The organism is Paraburkholderia polaris (genome assembly GCF_012927345.1).
In the GTDB taxonomy this organism is placed as follows: domain Bacteria; phylum Pseudomonadota; class Gammaproteobacteria; order Burkholderiales; family Burkholderiaceae; genus Paraburkholderia; species Paraburkholderia polaris.
In genome coordinates this window covers 104,473-121,793 of the sequence record NZ_JABBGJ010000030.1, presented here as the reverse complement: position 1 = coordinate 121,793, position 17,321 = coordinate 104,473, and the positions used below count along the sequence as shown (strand labels likewise).

General features: G+C 62.1%; 13 protein-coding genes. 8 read left to right on the top strand and 5 right to left on the bottom strand.

What is annotated here, in order from left to right; genetic code table 11:
• The first annotated feature begins 165 nt into the window (after positions 1-165).
• Together HHL24_RS26365 and HHL24_RS26360 are read left to right on the top strand one after the other, a co-directional pair.
• Positions 166-930 carry an IclR family transcriptional regulator gene (locus HHL24_RS26365; RefSeq protein ID WP_169488283.1) on the top strand — a complete coding sequence of 255 codons (765 nt, stop codon included), beginning with the start codon at positions 166-168 and terminating at the stop codon, positions 928-930.
• Positions 931-1,166: 236 nt separating this feature from the next.
• A complete protein-coding gene (locus tag HHL24_RS26360; protein ID WP_169488282.1) occupies positions 1,167-1,919 on the top strand; it encodes an IclR family transcriptional regulator in 753 nt (250 codons plus the stop codon).
• Between the two features lie 163 nt (positions 1,920-2,082).
• Here HHL24_RS26360 and pdxR read toward each other — a convergent pair whose 3' ends face one another.
• Positions 2,083-3,609, bottom strand: a complete 1,527-nt coding sequence (gene pdxR / locus HHL24_RS26355) for a MocR-like pyridoxine biosynthesis transcription factor PdxR (protein WP_169488281.1) — start codon at positions 3,607-3,609, stop codon at positions 2,083-2,085.
• Between the two features lie 299 nt (positions 3,610-3,908).
• Here pdxR and tauA point away from each other — a divergent pair, with 299 nt between their 5' ends.
• From tauA to pta, 6 genes are all read left to right on the top strand, one after another.
• Positions 3,909-4,967 (top strand): taurine ABC transporter substrate-binding protein, encoded by a 1,059-nt coding sequence (gene tauA / locus HHL24_RS26350; RefSeq protein WP_206003025.1) that lies wholly within the window; start codon positions 3,909-3,911, stop codon positions 4,965-4,967.
• 32 nt (positions 4,968-4,999) lie between these two features.
• Positions 5,000-5,815 (top strand): taurine ABC transporter ATP-binding protein, encoded by an 816-nt coding sequence (locus HHL24_RS26345; protein ID WP_169488280.1) that lies wholly within the window; start codon positions 5,000-5,002, stop codon positions 5,813-5,815.
• Positions 5,808-6,728 carry an ABC transporter permease subunit gene (locus HHL24_RS26340; protein ID WP_169488279.1) on the top strand — a complete coding sequence of 307 codons (921 nt, stop codon included), beginning with the start codon at positions 5,808-5,810 and terminating at the stop codon, positions 6,726-6,728. The genes HHL24_RS26345 and HHL24_RS26340 overlap by 8 nt, the downstream gene beginning before the upstream one ends.
• Before the next feature lie 233 nt (positions 6,729-6,961).
• Positions 6,962-8,419 (top strand): phosphonoacetaldehyde dehydrogenase, encoded by a 1,458-nt coding sequence (phnY, locus tag HHL24_RS26335; protein ID WP_169488278.1) that lies wholly within the window; start codon positions 6,962-6,964, stop codon positions 8,417-8,419.
• 167 nt (positions 8,420-8,586) lie between these two features.
• Positions 8,587-10,389: a sulfoacetaldehyde acetyltransferase gene (xsc, locus tag HHL24_RS26330; protein WP_169488277.1), complete on the top strand. Its 1,803-nt coding sequence runs from the start codon at positions 8,587-8,589 to the stop codon at positions 10,387-10,389.
• Between the two features lie 169 nt (positions 10,390-10,558).
• A complete protein-coding gene (pta, locus tag HHL24_RS26325; protein ID WP_169488276.1) occupies positions 10,559-11,596 on the top strand; it encodes a phosphate acetyltransferase in 1,038 nt (345 codons plus the stop codon).
• Positions 11,597-11,677: 81 nt separating this feature from the next.
• On the opposite strand, the gene HHL24_RS26320 is transcribed toward pta, so the two are convergent.
• From HHL24_RS26320 to HHL24_RS26305, 4 genes are all read right to left on the bottom strand, one after another.
• On the bottom strand, positions 11,678-12,310 hold the full coding sequence (locus HHL24_RS26320) for a DUF4279 domain-containing protein (protein WP_329606743.1): 633 nt from the start codon (positions 12,308-12,310) through the stop codon (positions 11,678-11,680).
• 427 nt (positions 12,311-12,737) lie between these two features.
• Positions 12,738-14,630, bottom strand: a complete 1,893-nt coding sequence (locus HHL24_RS26315) for a cobaltochelatase CobT-related protein (protein WP_169488275.1) — start codon at positions 14,628-14,630, stop codon at positions 12,738-12,740.
• Positions 14,627-15,625 carry an AAA family ATPase gene (locus HHL24_RS26310; protein WP_169488274.1) on the bottom strand — a complete coding sequence of 333 codons (999 nt, stop codon included), beginning with the start codon at positions 15,623-15,625 and terminating at the stop codon, positions 14,627-14,629. Before HHL24_RS26310 ends, HHL24_RS26315 begins: the two co-directional genes overlap by 4 nt.
• A 141-nt stretch (positions 15,626-15,766) precedes the next feature.
• Positions 15,767-17,071, bottom strand: a complete 1,305-nt coding sequence (locus HHL24_RS26305; RefSeq protein WP_169488273.1) for an MFS transporter — start codon at positions 17,069-17,071, stop codon at positions 15,767-15,769.
• Positions 17,072-17,321 lie beyond the last annotated feature (250 nt).

Below are 17,321 nucleotides of genomic sequence, written 5' to 3'. Positions count from 1 at the left end.
CCAATCTAGTGAGCCGTGCCTGCTTCGGAGTCCCGTTTTTTAAACTATCCCTCGCGCTAAGCTAGCGAGAATCGAAAAGTGCAATATTCGGGACTTTCCATAGTCCCGAAAACTAAACAGACCGATGCACAATCCAACTTATAACTACGACGTTGAGGAGACAGTGTGTCGACTTCGAATCAATCGAATGCGGCGGCCGTGCGTGCATTTCGCGTACTCGAAACGTTGGCTGAGGCAAGCAGCCCGCTTTCCATGACGGATCTCGTCCATGCCCTCGAGCTGCCCAAGCAGACCGTGCACCGCATTCTGGTGCAGTTGATGGATGCGTGGCTTGTCACGCGCAGCGCCGGCGACCGGCTGTACGAGTGTTCACCGCGCGTGCGTATGCTGGCGGTCAACGTGCTGATGCATGCGGGCCCAGCCGCCGCCCGCCATGTGCTGCTTGAACAACTGGTGGCCAAAATCGGCGAGACCTGCAATCTGACGATGCTGGCCGGCAACGATGTGGTCTATGTGGACCGGGTGGAAACGGAGTGGCCGCTGCGCATGCACCTTCAACCGGGCTCGCATGTGCCGCTGCACTGTTCGGCAAGCGGCAAGCTGCTGCTCAGCTTTCTTCCGAAGGACAGGCGCGAACGGGTCATCGAAACCTTGCCGCTGCGTGCCTATTCCCAGCGGACGATTACGGATCGCGGCGAGTTGCGCCGCGAATTGACCATCACACGGCGGCGCCAGCTCGCGATCAACAACGAGGAACATCTGCAAGGGCTTATCGCGATCGCGGTGCCCGTTATGCTGGACCGCAATCGTGCGTGTGCGGCCATCGCCGTGCAGGCGCCGGTCGGGCGCGTCGTGCTCGACGATCTGCTGGCCTTCCTGCCCGATCTTCGGTTCGCCGCGGAGGAAACCGCCAAGACGTTCCGGCAGTAGTGCGGGCGAAACTGTGGGCGAAATATGAGCAGCGGCCCAAGGCGCAGGGCCGAAAACGAGTCCGCCACGCGTTCGAACGCGCATTCATGCTCCGCGGTGTCGCGCCCCGCTGCATTCCGAAAAACGGGATGATCCGCGCTGAAATAGCGCTCTGAAATCACCCTAACCCCGCGAAAACCATCACCAGCAAAGCCACGCGGTACAATGACGCCGATCCATTTTCCGGAACGGCAGACATGACTAAAGCGGATACTCCTACCCTGCGCGCGTTCGCCCTGCTCGAGCATCTCGTGCGCGCTGAAGGTCCGGTGTCGCTTGCCGACATTGCCCAGGACGTCGACCTGCCGAAGGCTTCGCTGCATCGCATGCTGGCTTCGCTCGAGGCCGGTGGCCTCGTGATCCGCGAGCCTGGGCAGAAGAATGCCTACGTGATCGGGCCGCGTCTCGCGCAACTCGGTCTTGGCGTCATGATGCACTCGGGTGCCCGCCGGCTGCGGCATGCGATCCTGTCGAACCTGGTTGCCGATCTCGGTGAGACCTGCAACCTCACCATGCTGCACGAAACCGAGGTGCTGTATCTCGACAGGATCGAAGCGCCATGGCCGTTGCGGCTCGACCTCAAGCCCGGCTCGCACGTGCCGGCGCATTGCAGCGCGAGCGGCAAGCTGCTGCTGGCCATGCTGCCGCGCGAACAACGCTCTGCCCTCGTGCGCACACTGAAGCTCGAACGCTTCACGCCGAATACCATCACCGATCCCGAACTGCTCGAGGCGGAACTCGACCGCACCGCGCACAAGCGCATCGCCATCGATAACGAGGAATTTGTCGCCGGCATCGCGTGCGTGGCCGCGCCGGTGATGGATGAGAACAACACCTGCATCGCGGCGATCGCCGTTCATGCGCCGGTCTCGCGGGCGCCACTGTCGCGCGCCCTCGAGTTCGTGCCGCGTCTGCAGCAAGCCGCTCAGCAGCTCGCCAAAACGTTCTAGCGCGCATTGACCGACGCTTGTGCGGTCGGTCATAGCACCGCTTCTACCTGCGCTTGTGTTGTCGCGCTTGTGTTGTCGCTTAAGGCACCGCTCATGCCATCGGTTCGGCCACCGCTCATGCCATCACTTATGGCACCGCTTAAGGCACCGCTTAGCTCGCCGCCTATTCCTCGGGCCGCTGCGCGCGCACGAGCTCCGCGAGCAGGCGTACGCCCGCGTCGATCTTTTCGAGCTTGATGGCCGAAAAGCCCATCCGGAAGCAGTGGTTCTGCTCCAGTCCGGTCATGAAAAACACCCGCCCCAGTTCGATCAGAATGCCGTGTGCCTGCGCATCCGCGGCGAGGCGCGTCGCGTCGAGCCACGGCGGTCCCTCGACCCAGCACGACGCGCCGCCGCCCACCGGCACATAGCGCGCTTCGGGAAGGTGGGTATCAAGCGCCGCCATTAGCGCCTGAGCGCGCTCCCGATAGGCATGAGCGAGCCGCCGCAGCAGCGCGTCGTGGTGCCCGAGCGCCAGAAAGGTGGCAAAGGCGCGCTGAATATAGGCTGCCGGGTGCCGCACCATCAGGCGCCGCAACGCGCGCAGCTCGCGGACCAGTTCACGCGGCCCGACGATATAGCCCAGCCGCAGCCCAGGCGCAAAAGTCTTCGACAGACTGCCGATATAGAGCACCCGGTCCGCTGTATCCAGGCTCTTCAACGCCGGGTGCGGTGTGCCTGAGAAGTTGTTTTCGCTTTCGTAGTCGTCTTCGATCAACACGAAGTCGTGTTTCTGCGCGAGCTCCAGCAGCGCATGACGCCGCTCGATCGGCATGGTGGCCGTGGTCGGGCATTGGTGGCTTGGCGTCACATAGACGTAGTCGCATTGCGCGAGCAGATCGGCGTCCTCGACCGGGCGCACGCCGCCGCCATCGACCGGCAACGGTTGAAGCCGCGCATTGCGGTTCTCGAAGATATTGCGGGCATCCGGATAGCCGGGGTTTTCAAAGCCGATCGTGGTCCGCTCGCTCGCGAGTAGATCCGCAATCAGATAAAGCGCCTGCTGGCAGCCGATCGTCACGACGATTTCGTCCGGCATCGCAAACACGCCGCGCCGCGGCAGCACGCGTGTGCGGATCTGCTGGATCAGCGTATCGTCGTCGCGCTCGATCAGATCCGGCGCCCAGTTGCGGATCTCCATGACCGACAGCGCCTTCATGCAGCATTCGCGCCAGTCGTTGGTCGGAAACAGCGACTGGTCGAACTGTCCGTAGATAAAGGGGTATTCGTAGCTCAGCCAGTTGCCCGGCTTGACGATATTGCGCTGCGAAGACGGGCGTCTTCTGACACGCTGGTCCCAGTCCGGCCTTGCAAGCGCCTCATTGGCCGCCTGCGCGGGGACCGTTTGCAGCGGCGAGAATTCGTGCCGCCCTTCGAGGATGGCCGGGTTGACGAAATGCCCGCTGCGCTCACGCGAAATCAGATAGCCCTCCTCGACCAGTTGCTGGTAGGCGAGCACGACTGTATTGCGGGCGACACTCAACTGGTCGGCCAGCTCACGGCTGGACGGCAACGCGTGATGCGGCAACAGTTGGCCGTCCAGAATCGCGGCCACCAGCATCTGGCGAATTTGACCCTGGAGACTCATGCTCGACTCGGGTGAACGCTGGAACCGCTGACTCCATAGGGCCACCGAGGTGCGACTTGCCATACTTTCTCCTGATTTTTGCAGGCGGACACCGCCCGCACGAAGGCGGACACCGGCATTGTGGACGCGCAAAAAAACGTCTGCCAGGCCGCCCCGGGCGGCTGCCGGCGGGACCGGCGCTACGGCCCGTTCTGGTGCAGCGGTGTGGACTCAACGATCAGCCACGTCTGGCCCTAACCCGCAACATTTTTTACTGACGATACTCGCATCACCCCTTCGTCGGCGATTGGGACAAGCCCCCGTCGGCGGGCGTTGGATTCACGTGTATTCGCGTACCCACAAGGCCATTCTGGAGACCTACGATGAAAAGCGACAAACAACCGAAATTGTCCCGTTGGTTCGGCGCTTTAAGCCGCCGCATGACAGCAGCGGCATTCGCTGCGCTCGCCTGCATGGTGGCGCAACCCAGCTACGCGCAGGACAAGGAGGTCACGATAGCCTACCAGCAGATCGTCGACCCATGGGTCGTCGCGATTGCGAGCGGCTCCATCGAGAAAGAGACGGGCTACAAGATCAACTGGCGGCAATTCGAATCCGGCGCGAAAGTCGCGACCGCCATGGCGTCGGGCGACGTGAAGGTCGGCGTGATCGGCTCAAGCCCGCTCGCGGCGGCGGTCAGCCAGGGTCTCGATCTGCAGCTCTTCTGGATTCTGGACAACATCAACCAGGCCGAAGCGATGGTGGTACGCAACGGCTCCGGCATCACCAAACCGTCCGATCTGAAGGGTAAAACAATCGGCGTGCCGTTCGTGTCGACGACGCACTATCACACCATGTTCGCGCTGCAGCATTGGGGCATCAATCCTTCCGAGGTGAAGATCCTCAACATGCAGCCGAACCAGCTGGTCGCAGCGTGGGAGCGCGGCGATATCGATGCCGCCTACGTGTGGGACCCTGCACTTGCGCAATTGAAGAAGAGCGGCAAGGTCCTGATTACCTCCGGCGACCTGTCGAAGCTCGGCAAGCCAACATTTGACGGCATTGCCGTCGATCGCCAATGGGGCGAGGCGCATAAGGACTTCATGGCAAAACTCGTGAAAGCCATCGCCGACGCGGACGATCAGTATCGCAAGAATACGGCGCAATGGAATGCCACCTCGCCGCAGGCCGCGGCCATCGCGAAGATGATCGGCGGCTCGCCGGCCGACGTGCCGGAGTCGCTCTCGCTCTATGCCTTCCCGACGCTCCAGGAGCAGGCCTCCTCGCAATGGCTGGGCGGCGGCAGTGCGGGCCGCGCGACGTTCGCGCTGAAGGACACGGCCAACTTCCTGAAGGATCAGAAACAGATCAGCGCTGTGTTGCCCGATTACTCGAAGTTCGTGACCCCGGCTTACGCCGAAGCGGCAATGAAACTCAAATGATGTAACGCGGTTCTGTCGATTCAGGAGGCAACATGGAAAGCATGAGCGTCAAGAATGTGAGCGTGGTCTTTCCCGGCCGCAAGGCCGGCCAGACGGTGCACGCGCTCGACGACATCAATCTGACAATCAACTCGGGCGACTTCGTTGTCGCGCTCGGTGCATCGGGTTGTGGCAAGACCACCCTGCTCTCGCTCATGGCGGGTTTCATCGCGCCGACCAGCGGCGAGTTACTGCTCGGCGGTTCGCCGATCGCCGGACCGGGCGCCGACCGTGGCGTCGTGTTCCAGAAGCACGCCCTGTTGCCCTGGCTCAACGTGATCGACAACGCCGAGTTCGGCCTGAAGCTGCAGGGCGTGCCGAAAACACAGCGGCGCGAGATCGCCGCGCGCAATCTGGCGCTGGTCGGCTTGCAGGACTTTCACAAGCACATGATCTATCAGCTCTCCGGCGGGATGCAGCAGCGTGTGGGCATCGCCCGCGCGCTGACCTGCGACCCCGCCATGCTGCTGATGGACGAGCCGATGGCCGCGCTCGATGCGCTGACCCGCGAAACGATTCAGGAGTTGCTGCTCGATGTCTGGACGAAAACCAGCAAGATGTTCTTCTTCATCACGCACAGCGTCGAGGAAGCGCTCTTTCTGGCCAGCCACCTGATCGTGATGTCGCCGCGTCCCGGGCGCATCACGCACACCTATGAACTGGATTTCAATCGACGCTTTCTCGAAACACGCGACGCGCGTGCCATCAAGTCGAGCCCCGATTTCATCGAGATGCGCGAACGCGTGCTCAGCATTATTTACGGCGACGAAAAAATGCACGCCGCCGAAGCCGAGGTGACACATGTTTAGTTCAAAACGGGCACATGCGTTGGCGCACGGCCAGCAGACCTCGCTCGGATCCGACACGCCGATGGAGCCACCCCGCACGCCCGGTCGACGTCCACGACTGCTCGCCAAGAAACCCGCCAAGCCAGGCGACACATTCGGCGTGCCCGGCCATGGCAGCAGCGTGGTCACGAGTCTCGTGACGGTCGCCCTATTCATCGGGTTGTGGTTTGTCGCCACGAACCTTCACTGGATCAAGCCGCTCTTTCTGCCATCGCCGCAAGCGGTGTATGCAAAGTTCATCTACGTCGCCACGGAGGGTTTCGCCAATTCCACGCTCGCGCAGCATACTGGTATCAGTTTGCTGCGCGTGTTCGGCGCCTTCGCGCTCGCCTGCGTGACCGCGATTCCGATCGGCGTGATGATGGGCGTCTCGCGTTTTGCGCGGGGCATCTTCGATCCGCCCATCGAGTTCTATCGGCCGCTTCCGCCGCTCGCCTATTTGCCGCTCATCATCATCTGGTTCGGTATTGGTGAATTCTCCAAAGTCTTTCTCATCTACCTGGCCATCTTCGCGCCTCTCGCCATCGCGGCGCGCTCCGGCGTGCGCTCCGTGTCGATCGAGCAGATTCATGCGGCCTATTCGATGGGCGCCTCGCGCACGCAGGTGGTGTTGTATGTGATCCTGAAATCCGCGCTGCCGGAGATTTTCACAGGTATGCGGATAGGCATCGGCGTCGGCTGGACGACTCTCGTCGCCGCGGAAATGGTGGCGTCAACGAGTGGCCTCGGCTTCATGGTGCTCAACGCTGCAGAGTTCCTTGCCAGCGACGTGGTGATCATGGGCATTATCGTCATTGGCTTCTTTGCGCTGTGCTTTGACCTGTTGATGCGCCACCTCGAGCGCGTGCTGGTGCCGTGGAAAGGCCGGGTGTGATCGGCCGAATGTGATCGATTCGGAGCGGCCCGATAGCGGCCGCTTTCGGCGCTTGAGGCGGGAGTGTCCACAAGCCGATAGGGTTCGAGGCACATGCGACGCGGCGGAATTAGCGTGCGGCGCCGTGCAGCACCGCACGCCAGCGTGGACTCAGCGATTAGCGACCGCTGGTACTACTCCGATGGCGGTCCCCTCCGCAATACTTCAGCTGTCCGTTATCGCTGGAGTACAGCATGAATTCGATCGCGAAAGTCTGGCCGTCGCCGCAGGTTCGTCATGAAGCGCTGCGCATCGGTGGAGAACAAATCCGGCGTGCGGAGATCATCGAAGTCTTCAATCCCTATACCAACGAACTGGTGGGCACGGTGCCCAAGGCGACGCTCGCCGACGTGCGACATGCCTTCGCCTGGGCCCACCAGTATCGTGCACGACTCACGCGCTACGAGCGCTCACAGATCTTGCTGCGTGCAGCGGACATGGTCCGTCGGCGTACTGAGGAAATTGCCGATCTGATCACCGCTGAGTCCGGACTCTGCAAGAAAGACTCGCTCTACGAAGCAGGCCGCGTCGCCGACGTCATGACGTTCGGCGCCAATGAAGCGCTGAAGGACGACGGCCAGGTGTTCTCCTGCGATCTCACGCCGCACGGCAAGAAGCGCCGCGTCTACACCCAGCGCGATCCGTTGCTCGGCGTCATCTCCGCGATCACCCCGTTCAACCATCCGATGAATCAGGTTGCGCACAAAATCGTGCCATCCATCGCGACCAACAACCGCATCGTCGTCAAACCCTCTGAGAAGGTGCCGCTGTCCACCTACCTGCTCGCGGACATCCTTTACGCGGCTGGCCTGCCGCAAGAAATGCTGCAGGTCATCACCGGCGACCCGAAAGACATCGCCGACGAACTGATCACGAACGAACACGTCGATCTCATCACCTTCACGGGCGGCGTGCAGATCGGCAAATATATCGCCAGCAAGATGGGCTATCGACGCGCGGTGCTCGAACTCGGCGGCAACGATCCGATCATCGTGATGGAAGACGCCGACCTGGAAGAAGCCAGCACGCTCGCCGTTTCCGGCTCCTACAAGAACTCCGGCCAGCGTTGTACCGCGGTCAAGCGAATTCTGGTGCATGAAGCCGTGGCCGACCGTTTCGTCGACCTGCTCGTGCAGAAGTCCCGGGCCATACGTTATGGAGACCCCGCCGATCCGGCGACCGACATGGGCACCGTCATCGACGAAGCCGCAGCGAAATTCTTCGAAGCTCAGGTGAACGATGCGATCAGCCGCGGCGCGACCTTGCTGCTCGGCAATCTCCGCGAAGGCGCGCTGTATTCGCCAACGGTTCTCGATCACGTGACCCCGGACATGCCGCTCGTCAAATACGAAACCTTCGGGCCCGTGTCGCCGGTGATCCGCTTTCGCGATATCGACGACGCGATCCGGATTTCCAATTCGACTGACTACGGGCTCTCGTCTTCGGTCTGCACGAACCGCCTCGATCACATCACGCGCTTTATCGCCGAATTGCAGGTGGGCAGTGTGAACGTGCGTGAAGTACCCGGCTACCGGCTCGAGTTGACGCCGTTCGGCGGCATCAAGAATTCGGGCCTTGGCTACAAGGAAGGGGTCCAGGAGGCGATGAAAAGCTTCACCAACGTGAAGACCTATTCGCTGCCGTGGGATTGAGCCGCCCCAATGCATCCAACGCAGCATCGCATTCATTAATTTTCGAGACAAATTGTACCGTTTATATCGCACCACCTATTGACCGTCACGGGTGCATGCTCTACATTTTAGATAACCACTTTTCGGAACAATTTGTTCCGGTTTCATCAAACATCGGAGACAACCCCATGAGCGATCACACCCCCGTCAGCGGCCCGCAGGCCATGACCCCGTCGGAAGCTTTCGTCGAAACCCTGGCCGCGAACGGCGTGACCGACATGTTCGGCATCATGGGCTCGGCCTTTATGGACGCCATGGACATCTTCGCGCCCGCCGGCATCCGTCTCATTCCCGTGGTGCACGAGCAGGGCGCCGGCCACATGGCCGACGGCTATGCCCGCGTGTCGGGCCGCCACGGCGTGGTGATCGGCCAGAACGGCCCGGGCATCAGCAACTGCGTGACCGCCATTGCCGCGGCCTATTGGGCGCACAGCCCGGTGGTCATGATCACGCCCGAGGCGGGCACCATGGGCATCGGCCTGGGCGGCTTCCAGGAAGCGAAGCAACTGCCCATGTTCCAGGAGTTCACCAAGTATCAGGGCCACGTCACCCATCCCGCGCGCATGGCTGAATTCACCGGTCGCTGCTTCGACCGCGCGCTGGCCGAGATGGGCCCGACCCAGCTCAACATTCCGCGCGACTACTTCTACGGCCAGATCAAGGCCGAGATTCCGCAGCCGCAGCGCCTCGACCGTGGCCCCGGCGGCGATCAACGCCTGAACGAAGCGGCCGAACTGCTCGCCCAGGCCAAGTTCCCGGTCATCATCTCCGGCGGCGGCGTGGTCATGGCCGATGCGATCGAGGAGTGCAAGGCGCTGGCCGAACGCCTGGGCGCGCCGGTCGTCAACAGCTACCTGCATAACGACTCCTTCCCCGCCGACCACCCGCTGTGGTGCGGCCCGCTCGGCTATCAGGGCTCCAAGGCGGCGATGAAGCTGATCCAGCGCGCCGACGTGGTGGTTGCACTCGGTTCGCGTCTGGGACCGTTCGGCACGTTGCCTCAGCACGGCATGGACTACTGGCCACAGAACGCCAAGATCATCCAGATCGACGCCGACCACAAGATGCTCGGCCTGGTGAAAAAGATTTCCGTGGGCATCTGCGGCGACGCCAAGGCCGCCGCGGTTGCACTTACGCAACGCCTCGAAGGCCGCACGCTCGCCTGCGACGCCTCGCGTGAAGACCGCGCCGGCCAGATCGCCGCGGAAAAGGCTGCATGGGAGAAGGAACTCGACGGCTGGACCCACGAGCGCGACCCGTACAGCCTGGACATGATCGAGGAGCAGAAGAATGAGCGCACGCCCGGCGGCGGCACCTATCTGCACCCGCGCCAGGTGTTGCGCGAGCTCGAAAAGGCCATGCCGGAAGACGTGATGGTCTCCACCGACATCGGCAACATCAACTCCGTGGCCAACAGCTACCTGCGCTTTACCAAGCCGCGCAGCTTCTTCGCCGCGATGAGTTGGGGCAATTGCGGCTACGCGTTCCCCACCATCATCGGCGCCAAGGTCGCGGCACCCCACCGCCCCGCTGTTTCCTACGCTGGCGATGGCGCGTGGGGCATGAGCCTGATGGAAACCATGACCTGCGTGCGTCACAACATTCCGGTCACCGCGGTGGTCTTCCATAACCGGCAATGGGGCGCGGAGAAGAAGAACCAGGTGGACTTCTACAACCGCCGCTTCGTCGCCGGTGAACTCGACAACCAGAGCTTTGCGGGCATCGCTCGCGCGATGGGCGCCGAGGGCATCACGGTGGACCGGCTCGAGGACGTCGGCCCCGCGTTGAAGCGTGCGATCGATGCACAGATGAACCATGGCAAGACCACCATCATCGAGATCATGTGCACCCGCGAGCTCGGCGATCCGTTCCGCCGCGATGCGCTGGCCAAGCCGGTGCGTCTGCTGGACAAGTACAAGGACTATGTCTGACCCATCCGTTGTCTGATGGTCCGGGCTGCGGGAGCTGAATCCCTGCTTCCCGGCGGGCCGGAAACGGGGCTTCTCCTGCCGTTTCCGGTCTCTTTGTTTTCGGTCTCTTTGTTTGCTGCTTCTCTCGTTTGCTGCTTCCGTTTCTCAACCGTGACCACTGCCCAGTGCCATGAAAGCCATCAATCGCATCATCGAACGCGCCCGCACTGCGCCGAGACGCATCGTGCTCTGCGAGGCGGAAGATCCCCGCATGCTGGAGGCGGCGCAACGCGCGACGCGTGAAGGCATAGCCCGCATCGTTCTGGTAGGCCCAGTTGCGCACATTCGCGCGGCTGCTGCTGTGCAAAACATCGACCTGTCCGGCATGGAGTTGGTGGATCCCGCGACCTCACCGCTCGCCCCTTCGTTTGCCGAAGCGCTCTTCGCACTGCGCAGTAAAAAAGGCATGACGCTTGACGAAGCACAGCAGGAAATCCTCAAGCCCCTCTGCTTCGCCAACCTGATGGTGCGACTCGGTCACGCCGACGGCTCGGTGGCCGGCTCCGTCCACACGACCGCCGACGTGGTCCGCACGGCGATCCAGATAATCGGCATTCACCCTTCGTTCAAGCTGGTGTCGAGTTTCTTTCTGATGATGCTGTGCGAGCCCTTCCACACGCTTAAAGGCGGCCTGATTTTCTCCGACTGCGGGTTGGTGGTGGACCCGGACGCCGGTGAGCTGGCCCAGATTGCAATGGCGGCGGCCGACAGCGCGCAAAGCCTGCTGATGGAGGAGCCGCGCGTGGCCATGCTGTCATTCTCGACTAGCGGCAGCGCCCGGCACGCGGCTGTCGACAAGGTCGTGGAAGCGACGCGTCAGGTGAGAGCCGCGCGCCCGCATCTGGCGATCGATGGCGATGTGCAACTGGACGCGGCGCTCGTCTCCGAAATCGCCATGCGCAAAATCGATCATTCGCAGGTGCAAGGGCACGCTAACGTGCTGATCTTCCCGAGCCTGGAAGCAGGCAATATCGGCTACAAGCTGGCTGAGCGGATCGGCGACGCGAAGGCAATCGGCCCCTTGCTGCAGGGCCTGAAAAAGCCGGCTAACGATCTTTCGCGCGGCTGCAGCGCGGACGATATCTATTACGTGATCGCGGTGACTGCGGTGCAGGCGCAAACCGCAGAAGCACCGCTGGACGCACACACGACGCCGCTCGCGTCATAAGCCTTGTAAAGGTGGAGAAAACTAGCCGGACTTTTGCGGACAAGGCTTCCTGGTTGGTTCGAGCTACTACGTGTAAGCCAGCTACCGATACTCGTCAATCTCGATGGTGCCGCCCATCTCTTCCATCATCGCGCGAATGTCGTCAGGCACATCGGGTACGCGGTCGCCAGTTTCGTTGTGCCAGTAGCACCAGAAAGACATCTTGGCTTCGTCTTGGCAAACAAGATTGCGAAGGCCAGCACGCGGCAATAAAAGCCGATCAGTCAGATATCGCAAATGCGGGGTGAGATGATCGCTGCACACCGCAGACTCGCTTTTTACCGCCCACAAACCCAATTTTCCGGGGCGAGTGCTGAGCTTGCCGGAGGGATATAAAAAGGGCTTTCCTTTCGTGATTGTGGAGTCCGGGGGAATGCCAAAATACTCGGTCCAGAAGTCCGGCACTACAGCATCACCCGAGATGATGAAAGTTGCGTGCGCCAGCGCGTGCGCGCGCACCTTTGGTGTTTGGTCAGGGTGCATAGTCATGGATATTGTCATCGAGGATTTTGCCGACCGGTCAAAATCTTGCCGGTCCTGCTCAAGTTGCTTAAGTTCTTTACCCTGTATGAAAACAAACAATTCTCCGGACGAGTTGCGGTATTCGCTGGTCAGCACCAGCGTACATTGCCAACCGGTCTCCAGCGGGACCGAGAGCGTATTCCATTGCGACATAGGCAAACCTGCTTTGCTAGTTGTGACAGGCGATTCCAGGCCTTGCGTGGCGCATAATCGCATTCAGCACCTTGCTAGATAGCGTCATTCGTGAAGGCGTAACCTAGCAGATCAACGGGGCGCTATGTTTTTGGGATATCCGCTCTAACGAAAAAACCGACCATCGCGGGTCGGCTTTTTCTTGTCGGTCTTACCCAGTTGTCCGTTCGTGCTGCCCAGTGCACCGGTATTCCCGGCCCGGGCGAAACTGACTGTCACTGACCGTTTTCGCGCCAACTTCCTTTGCATCCCTGAGCATCAGGCAATACTCTACGCATCTTGCCATCGAAAAGGTGCTGTTCCAGTTCGCATTGACGGACGTCGCAAGATCCACGTAAAGCCGGCTTTTCGAAGCTGCGACTGTGAAGCTGTAAACCCGCTATACCCCCTACCCTCTGCCGGCCCGCCCACGCGCACCAATCCAACCGACAATCTCCGCAAACAGCTTCATGTCCGGCGGCACGGAGAGGTCGACCGCCAGACAGCGGCGGTAATACGGACTGAGATCCAACCCGACACCCAGGCCCAGCACCTCCACGTCTCGCAAGGCTTCATGGCGCGCCACGACGGCCTTCAGATGGTTGTCAAGATAGAAGGCGTCGTTGGCCTGGCCCGTCGCGCTGTCCATGGGGCTGCCATCCGAGATCACGATCAAAATCCGCCGCGCCTCAGGACGGGCGACGAGACGCGTACAGGCCCAGTCGACCGCTTCGCCATCCACGCCCTCGCGAAACAGGTCTGACTTGAAGAGCGCGGCAATGTCGGCGCGGGCGCGTCGCCAGCTCCGGTCGGCATCCTTGAACACCAGGTGAGACAGTTCATTGAGCCGGCCCGGATGATGAGGGCGACCCTGCGCCAGCCAGTCAAGCCGGGGCCGGCCGCCGTTCCAGGCGCCGGTGGTGAAGCCAAGCACCTCCGTGGTCACGCCAGCCCGATCGAGCGCGCGCGTCAGGATGTCCACCATGATCGCCACCGGCTCGATATGCGCTTTCATCGAGCCCGAGCAGTCGATCAGAAAGCCGACCACGCAGTCTGCCATGAGCGTGTTCCGCTCGAGCCGGAACAGGCGCCGTTCAGCGGGAGAACTGACTAATTGCGCGAGGCGCCGCCCGTCGATGCGACCATGCTCTTCACCGAACGACCACCCATCGCGTTGCGATATCGCCAGCGCCGCCTTCAGCGCGTGAGCAAGCCGCGCCACGTTGATGCCCTGGGCGGCGACGCGTTCGTCGAGCCGCTCGCGAAACTCGCTGAGTAACGCCTTGCGGACCAGCTTGCCCGCAGATAGCTCGCGGTCATAGCGCGTCGCATAGGCGCGATAGCCCTGCTCCGAGGCTTCGAGCACGCGACTTTTGCCGGTCAGCGCAACGGCCATGTCCTTGTACTCGTCGTCCTCGACATCGAACCAAAGCGAGAATGCCGTGCGCGGGGCTTTGTCATCGCTCTCCTGCGGGTCGTCTTGCGCATCGCCCAGCGCCTCTGCACGGGCGGCACGGATCATCTCGGCCACGAGCCGCGCCAACTCCAACGCATGGACAGCGAATGCGCCCTGCTCCTGCCGATGCCGGCGCAAGCCCGCCAGCGACACGCCCAGCACCGGCACGATCGCCGCGCGCGTGGCTTCGATGAAGCCTTCGGTCTGTTCGAGCACAGGCCAACCCGTCAGGCGCGACCACGCAATTTGCGCCACCGTGTACAGGAGAATGCCGAGGTGGTCTTCGGCGAGCCCGGAGCGGTAGAAAGCCTGCGACCAGGCCTCGAAACGATGGCGCAGATTCTGTACGAGACCCGGCATGCCGGGTGGGGTCTGTGTTTCGCACCTCAGTTGCTCGAGCAGTTCGAACACCAGCCGCTCGACGGGATCGGTCGGGCAGAGCCGGCTGTGCAGCGCCGCGTCGGAGTGCATGAGTCGCAGGGCCGCGCCATCGGCGGCGCCGCGTAGCGATGCGAAGTCGTCCTGCTGTGGGTCGGTGCGCAGATGCGGCGCGTGCAATGGCAAGGGCCGCAGGTCGCGGCACAATCGGCCCTCCCGGTAGTGCAAAGACGCGTCACCCGTGAGGGCGCGCACGGCCGCCGCGCATAGGGCTTCGCGCTGCTCCGCGCGCAGCGTCGCTTGTCGTGAGGCCTGCTCGTTCAGGGTCGGCTCCTGTAGAGCTGCCTGTCGCTGGCCCACTTGCCGCTGGTCCGCTTTCCGCTGGTCCGCTCGCTGCACGTCCGCTTGCCGCTGGTCCACTCGGCGCAGGTCCGCTTGGCGGCGGTTCGCCTGCCATTCCGACGTCATCGACGGGATTCCGCCGCGTGGTCTGCATCGCCACCCACGGCTGCAGGCTCGAGCTCAGTGCCGAAGCAGCGCTGAAAATATTCGGCCACGATAGAGCGCTCGGCTTCATCGCATTTGTTCAGGAAGGTCAGGCGAAACGCCATCGCGGGATCGCGGAAAATCTGGCAGTTCTCCGCCCAGTTGATCACCGTGCGCGGCGACATCAGCGTCGACAGGTCGCCGCCGGCGAAGCCCTTGCGCGTGAGTTCCGCCACGCTCACCATCGATTCGATCAGCGCGCGTCCCGCCTCGTCAGCGAGTTCCGGGACGCGCGCGAGCACGATGCCGGCCTCTTCCGCACGCGGCAGATAGTTGAGCGTAGCCACCACATTCCAGCGGTCCATCTGCGCGTGATTCAGCACCTGCGTGCCGTGATACAAACCGTTCAGATTGCCCAGCCCCACCGTGTTGGTCGTGGCGAACATGCGGAAGTACGGATGCGGATAAATCACGCGATTCTGGTCGAGCAGCGTGAACTTTCCGTCGCGCTCGAGAATGCGCTGGATCACGAACATCACATCCGGGCGCCCCGCATCGTATTCGTCGAAGATCAGAGCGACCGGGCGCTGCAATGCCCATGGCACGATCCCCTCCTGAAACTCCGTGACCTGCAGATCGTCGCGCACCACGATCGCGTCTTTACCGACCAGATCGAGGCGGCTGATATGGCCGTCGAGATTAACACGCACGCACGGCCAGTTGAGACGGGCCGCAACCTGTTCGATGTGCGTCGACTTCCCCGTACCGTGCAAGCCCTGCACCATCACCCGGCGATCCCGGCTGAAGCCGGCCAGAATCGCCAGCGTCACTTCCGGATTGAAGCGGTAGACCTCGTCGATCTCCGGCACGTGATCGTCACGCTCGCTGAAAGCGGGCACCATCAGGCTGGAATCGATGCCGAAAACGGTCCGTACGGAGACCATTCGGTCGGGTTTGCCAGTCACGATATCAGTCACTTCATTCTCCTCCCCGCTGCGGGGATGTTCGTTCGGCGCGGCCGGGCGATGTACTTTTCGGTACGTTTTGTTCCGTTTATTATAAACAGAATCTCACCCCTCGGCGGCGATTCGTGCGTATTCGCCCGGCGGCCCGCATCGTCAACGCACGGTCGCCATCTCGTCGAAGGGTTTCGCGCGCCGCTCCATCGCTCGCGCCGACCATGCCGAGAGCAGCGCCGACAGAATCACGTAGCCGCACACGTACCAGGGCTTGCCACCGTCCAGCCGTAGCAGCGCCGTGGCGATGATCGGCGTGAGGCCGCTCGCGAAGATGCCCGAGAACTGATACACGAACGAGATACCGGTATAACGCACCTCCGGATCGAACAGTTCGGCGAACAGCGCGGCTTCCGGACCGTAGACCATGGCGTAGAAGATGCCGAACGGGATCACCACGCCGAGCCAGACGGCCAGCGTATTGCCGGCCTGAGTCTCCATCAGCCAGAACGCCGGCAACACCGAGGCGCCACAGATCAGCGAGCCCCAGCGATACACGCGCGCGCGTCCCATCAGGTCCGACATCCGGCCAAAGAAAGGGATGAAGAAGCACATCACCATCGCCGCGATCATCACACCGGTGAGCGCTTCCGTGCGGCTCATCGAAAGACGTTGTGTGAGGTAGCCGATCATGAACACGGCGAAGATGTTGAAGAACACCCCGTCGATCCAGCGCGCGCCCATGCCGAGCAGCACCGAACTGCGATAGCGCGTGATCATGTCGACGAAGGGAATTTTCACGGCGCGACGATTGCGCTTGAGCTCGAGAAACTCGGGCGTCTCCATCACCTTAAGGCGGATGTAGAGGCCGAGCACCACGAGCAGCAGCGAAGCGGCAAACGCGACCCGCCAGCCCCACGAAAGGAACGCCGCTTCCGGCAGCAGCCGGGAAATGCCCGCGACGATGCCCGACGCGAGGCACAAGCCGATCGACAAGCCGATCTGCGGCAAGCTTGCGTACAGACCGCGCCGGTTCGGCGGGGCATATTCATAGGCCATCAGCACCGCGCCGCCCCATTCACCGCCGAGCCCGATGCCCTGCAAAACGCGCAAGAAGAGCAGCAGAATCGGCGCCCAGATGCCGATCTGATCGAAGGTCGGCACGAAGGCGACCCCCGCCGTCGAAATCCCCATGATGATGAGCGTGCAAATCAACGCGGACTTGCGTCCGACCTTGTCGCCGAAGTGGCCGAAGATCACGCCGCCGAGCGGCCGCGTCACGAAGCCGACGGCGAACGTGGCGTAGGCCAGCATCGTCGAGACGAGCGGATCGTGGGCGGGAAAGTAGAGCTTGTTGAACACGATGCCTGCCACGACACCGTACAGAAAGAAGTCATACCATTCGACCGTCGCTCCAATCACGCTCGCGAATGCAACGCGGCGGATCACCCGCTTATCGATTGCCATAGCGCCTCCTCCAATGGATGGCCGCGTGCCGTCCCGGCAACGCAGCACATTTTGAGCCCCTGTCTGTCTCCTCCTGGGGGCACGAATTTCGCCGCCTGCACGCTGCTGTTATCGACTTCGGATGCAGCGAGTCAGGTCGCGATCGTTTTACTTCCTGCAGCCACTTCGGTTCGTTGCTTATGCTTTCGCTTCTGCTTTCGCTTCTGCTTTCGCTTCTGCTTTCGCTTCTGCTTTCGCTTCTGCTTTCGCT

Bases quoted from the DNA above. Each gene is read 5' to 3' on its own strand.
- HHL24_RS26340 (WP_169488279.1), top strand. From the start codon at position 5,808: ATGTTTAGTTCAAAACGGGCACATGCGTTGGCGCACGGCCAGCAGACC.
- HHL24_RS26320 (WP_329606743.1), bottom strand. From the start codon at position 12,310: ATGTCGCAATGGAATACGCTCTCGGTCCCGCTGGAGACCGGTTGGCAA.
- xsc (WP_169488277.1), top strand. From the start codon at position 8,587: ATGAGCGATCACACCCCCGTCAGCGGCCCGCAGGCCATGACCCCGTCG.
- pdxR (WP_169488281.1), bottom strand. From the start codon at position 3,609: ATGGCAAGTCGCACCTCGGTGGCCCTATGGAGTCAGCGGTTCCAGCGT.
- HHL24_RS26360 (WP_169488282.1), top strand. From the start codon at position 1,167: ATGACTAAAGCGGATACTCCTACCCTGCGCGCGTTCGCCCTGCTCGAG.
- phnY (WP_169488278.1), top strand. From the start codon at position 6,962: ATGAATTCGATCGCGAAAGTCTGGCCGTCGCCGCAGGTTCGTCATGAA.
- HHL24_RS26345 (WP_169488280.1), top strand. From the start codon at position 5,000: ATGGAAAGCATGAGCGTCAAGAATGTGAGCGTGGTCTTTCCCGGCCGC.
- tauA (WP_206003025.1), top strand. From the start codon at position 3,909: ATGAAAAGCGACAAACAACCGAAATTGTCCCGTTGGTTCGGCGCTTTA.
- pta (WP_169488276.1), top strand. From the start codon at position 10,559: ATGAAAGCCATCAATCGCATCATCGAACGCGCCCGCACTGCGCCGAGA.
- HHL24_RS26315 (WP_169488275.1), bottom strand. From the start codon at position 14,630: ATGACGTCGGAATGGCAGGCGAACCGCCGCCAAGCGGACCTGCGCCGA.
- HHL24_RS26305 (WP_169488273.1), bottom strand. From the start codon at position 17,071: ATGGCAATCGATAAGCGGGTGATCCGCCGCGTTGCATTCGCGAGCGTG.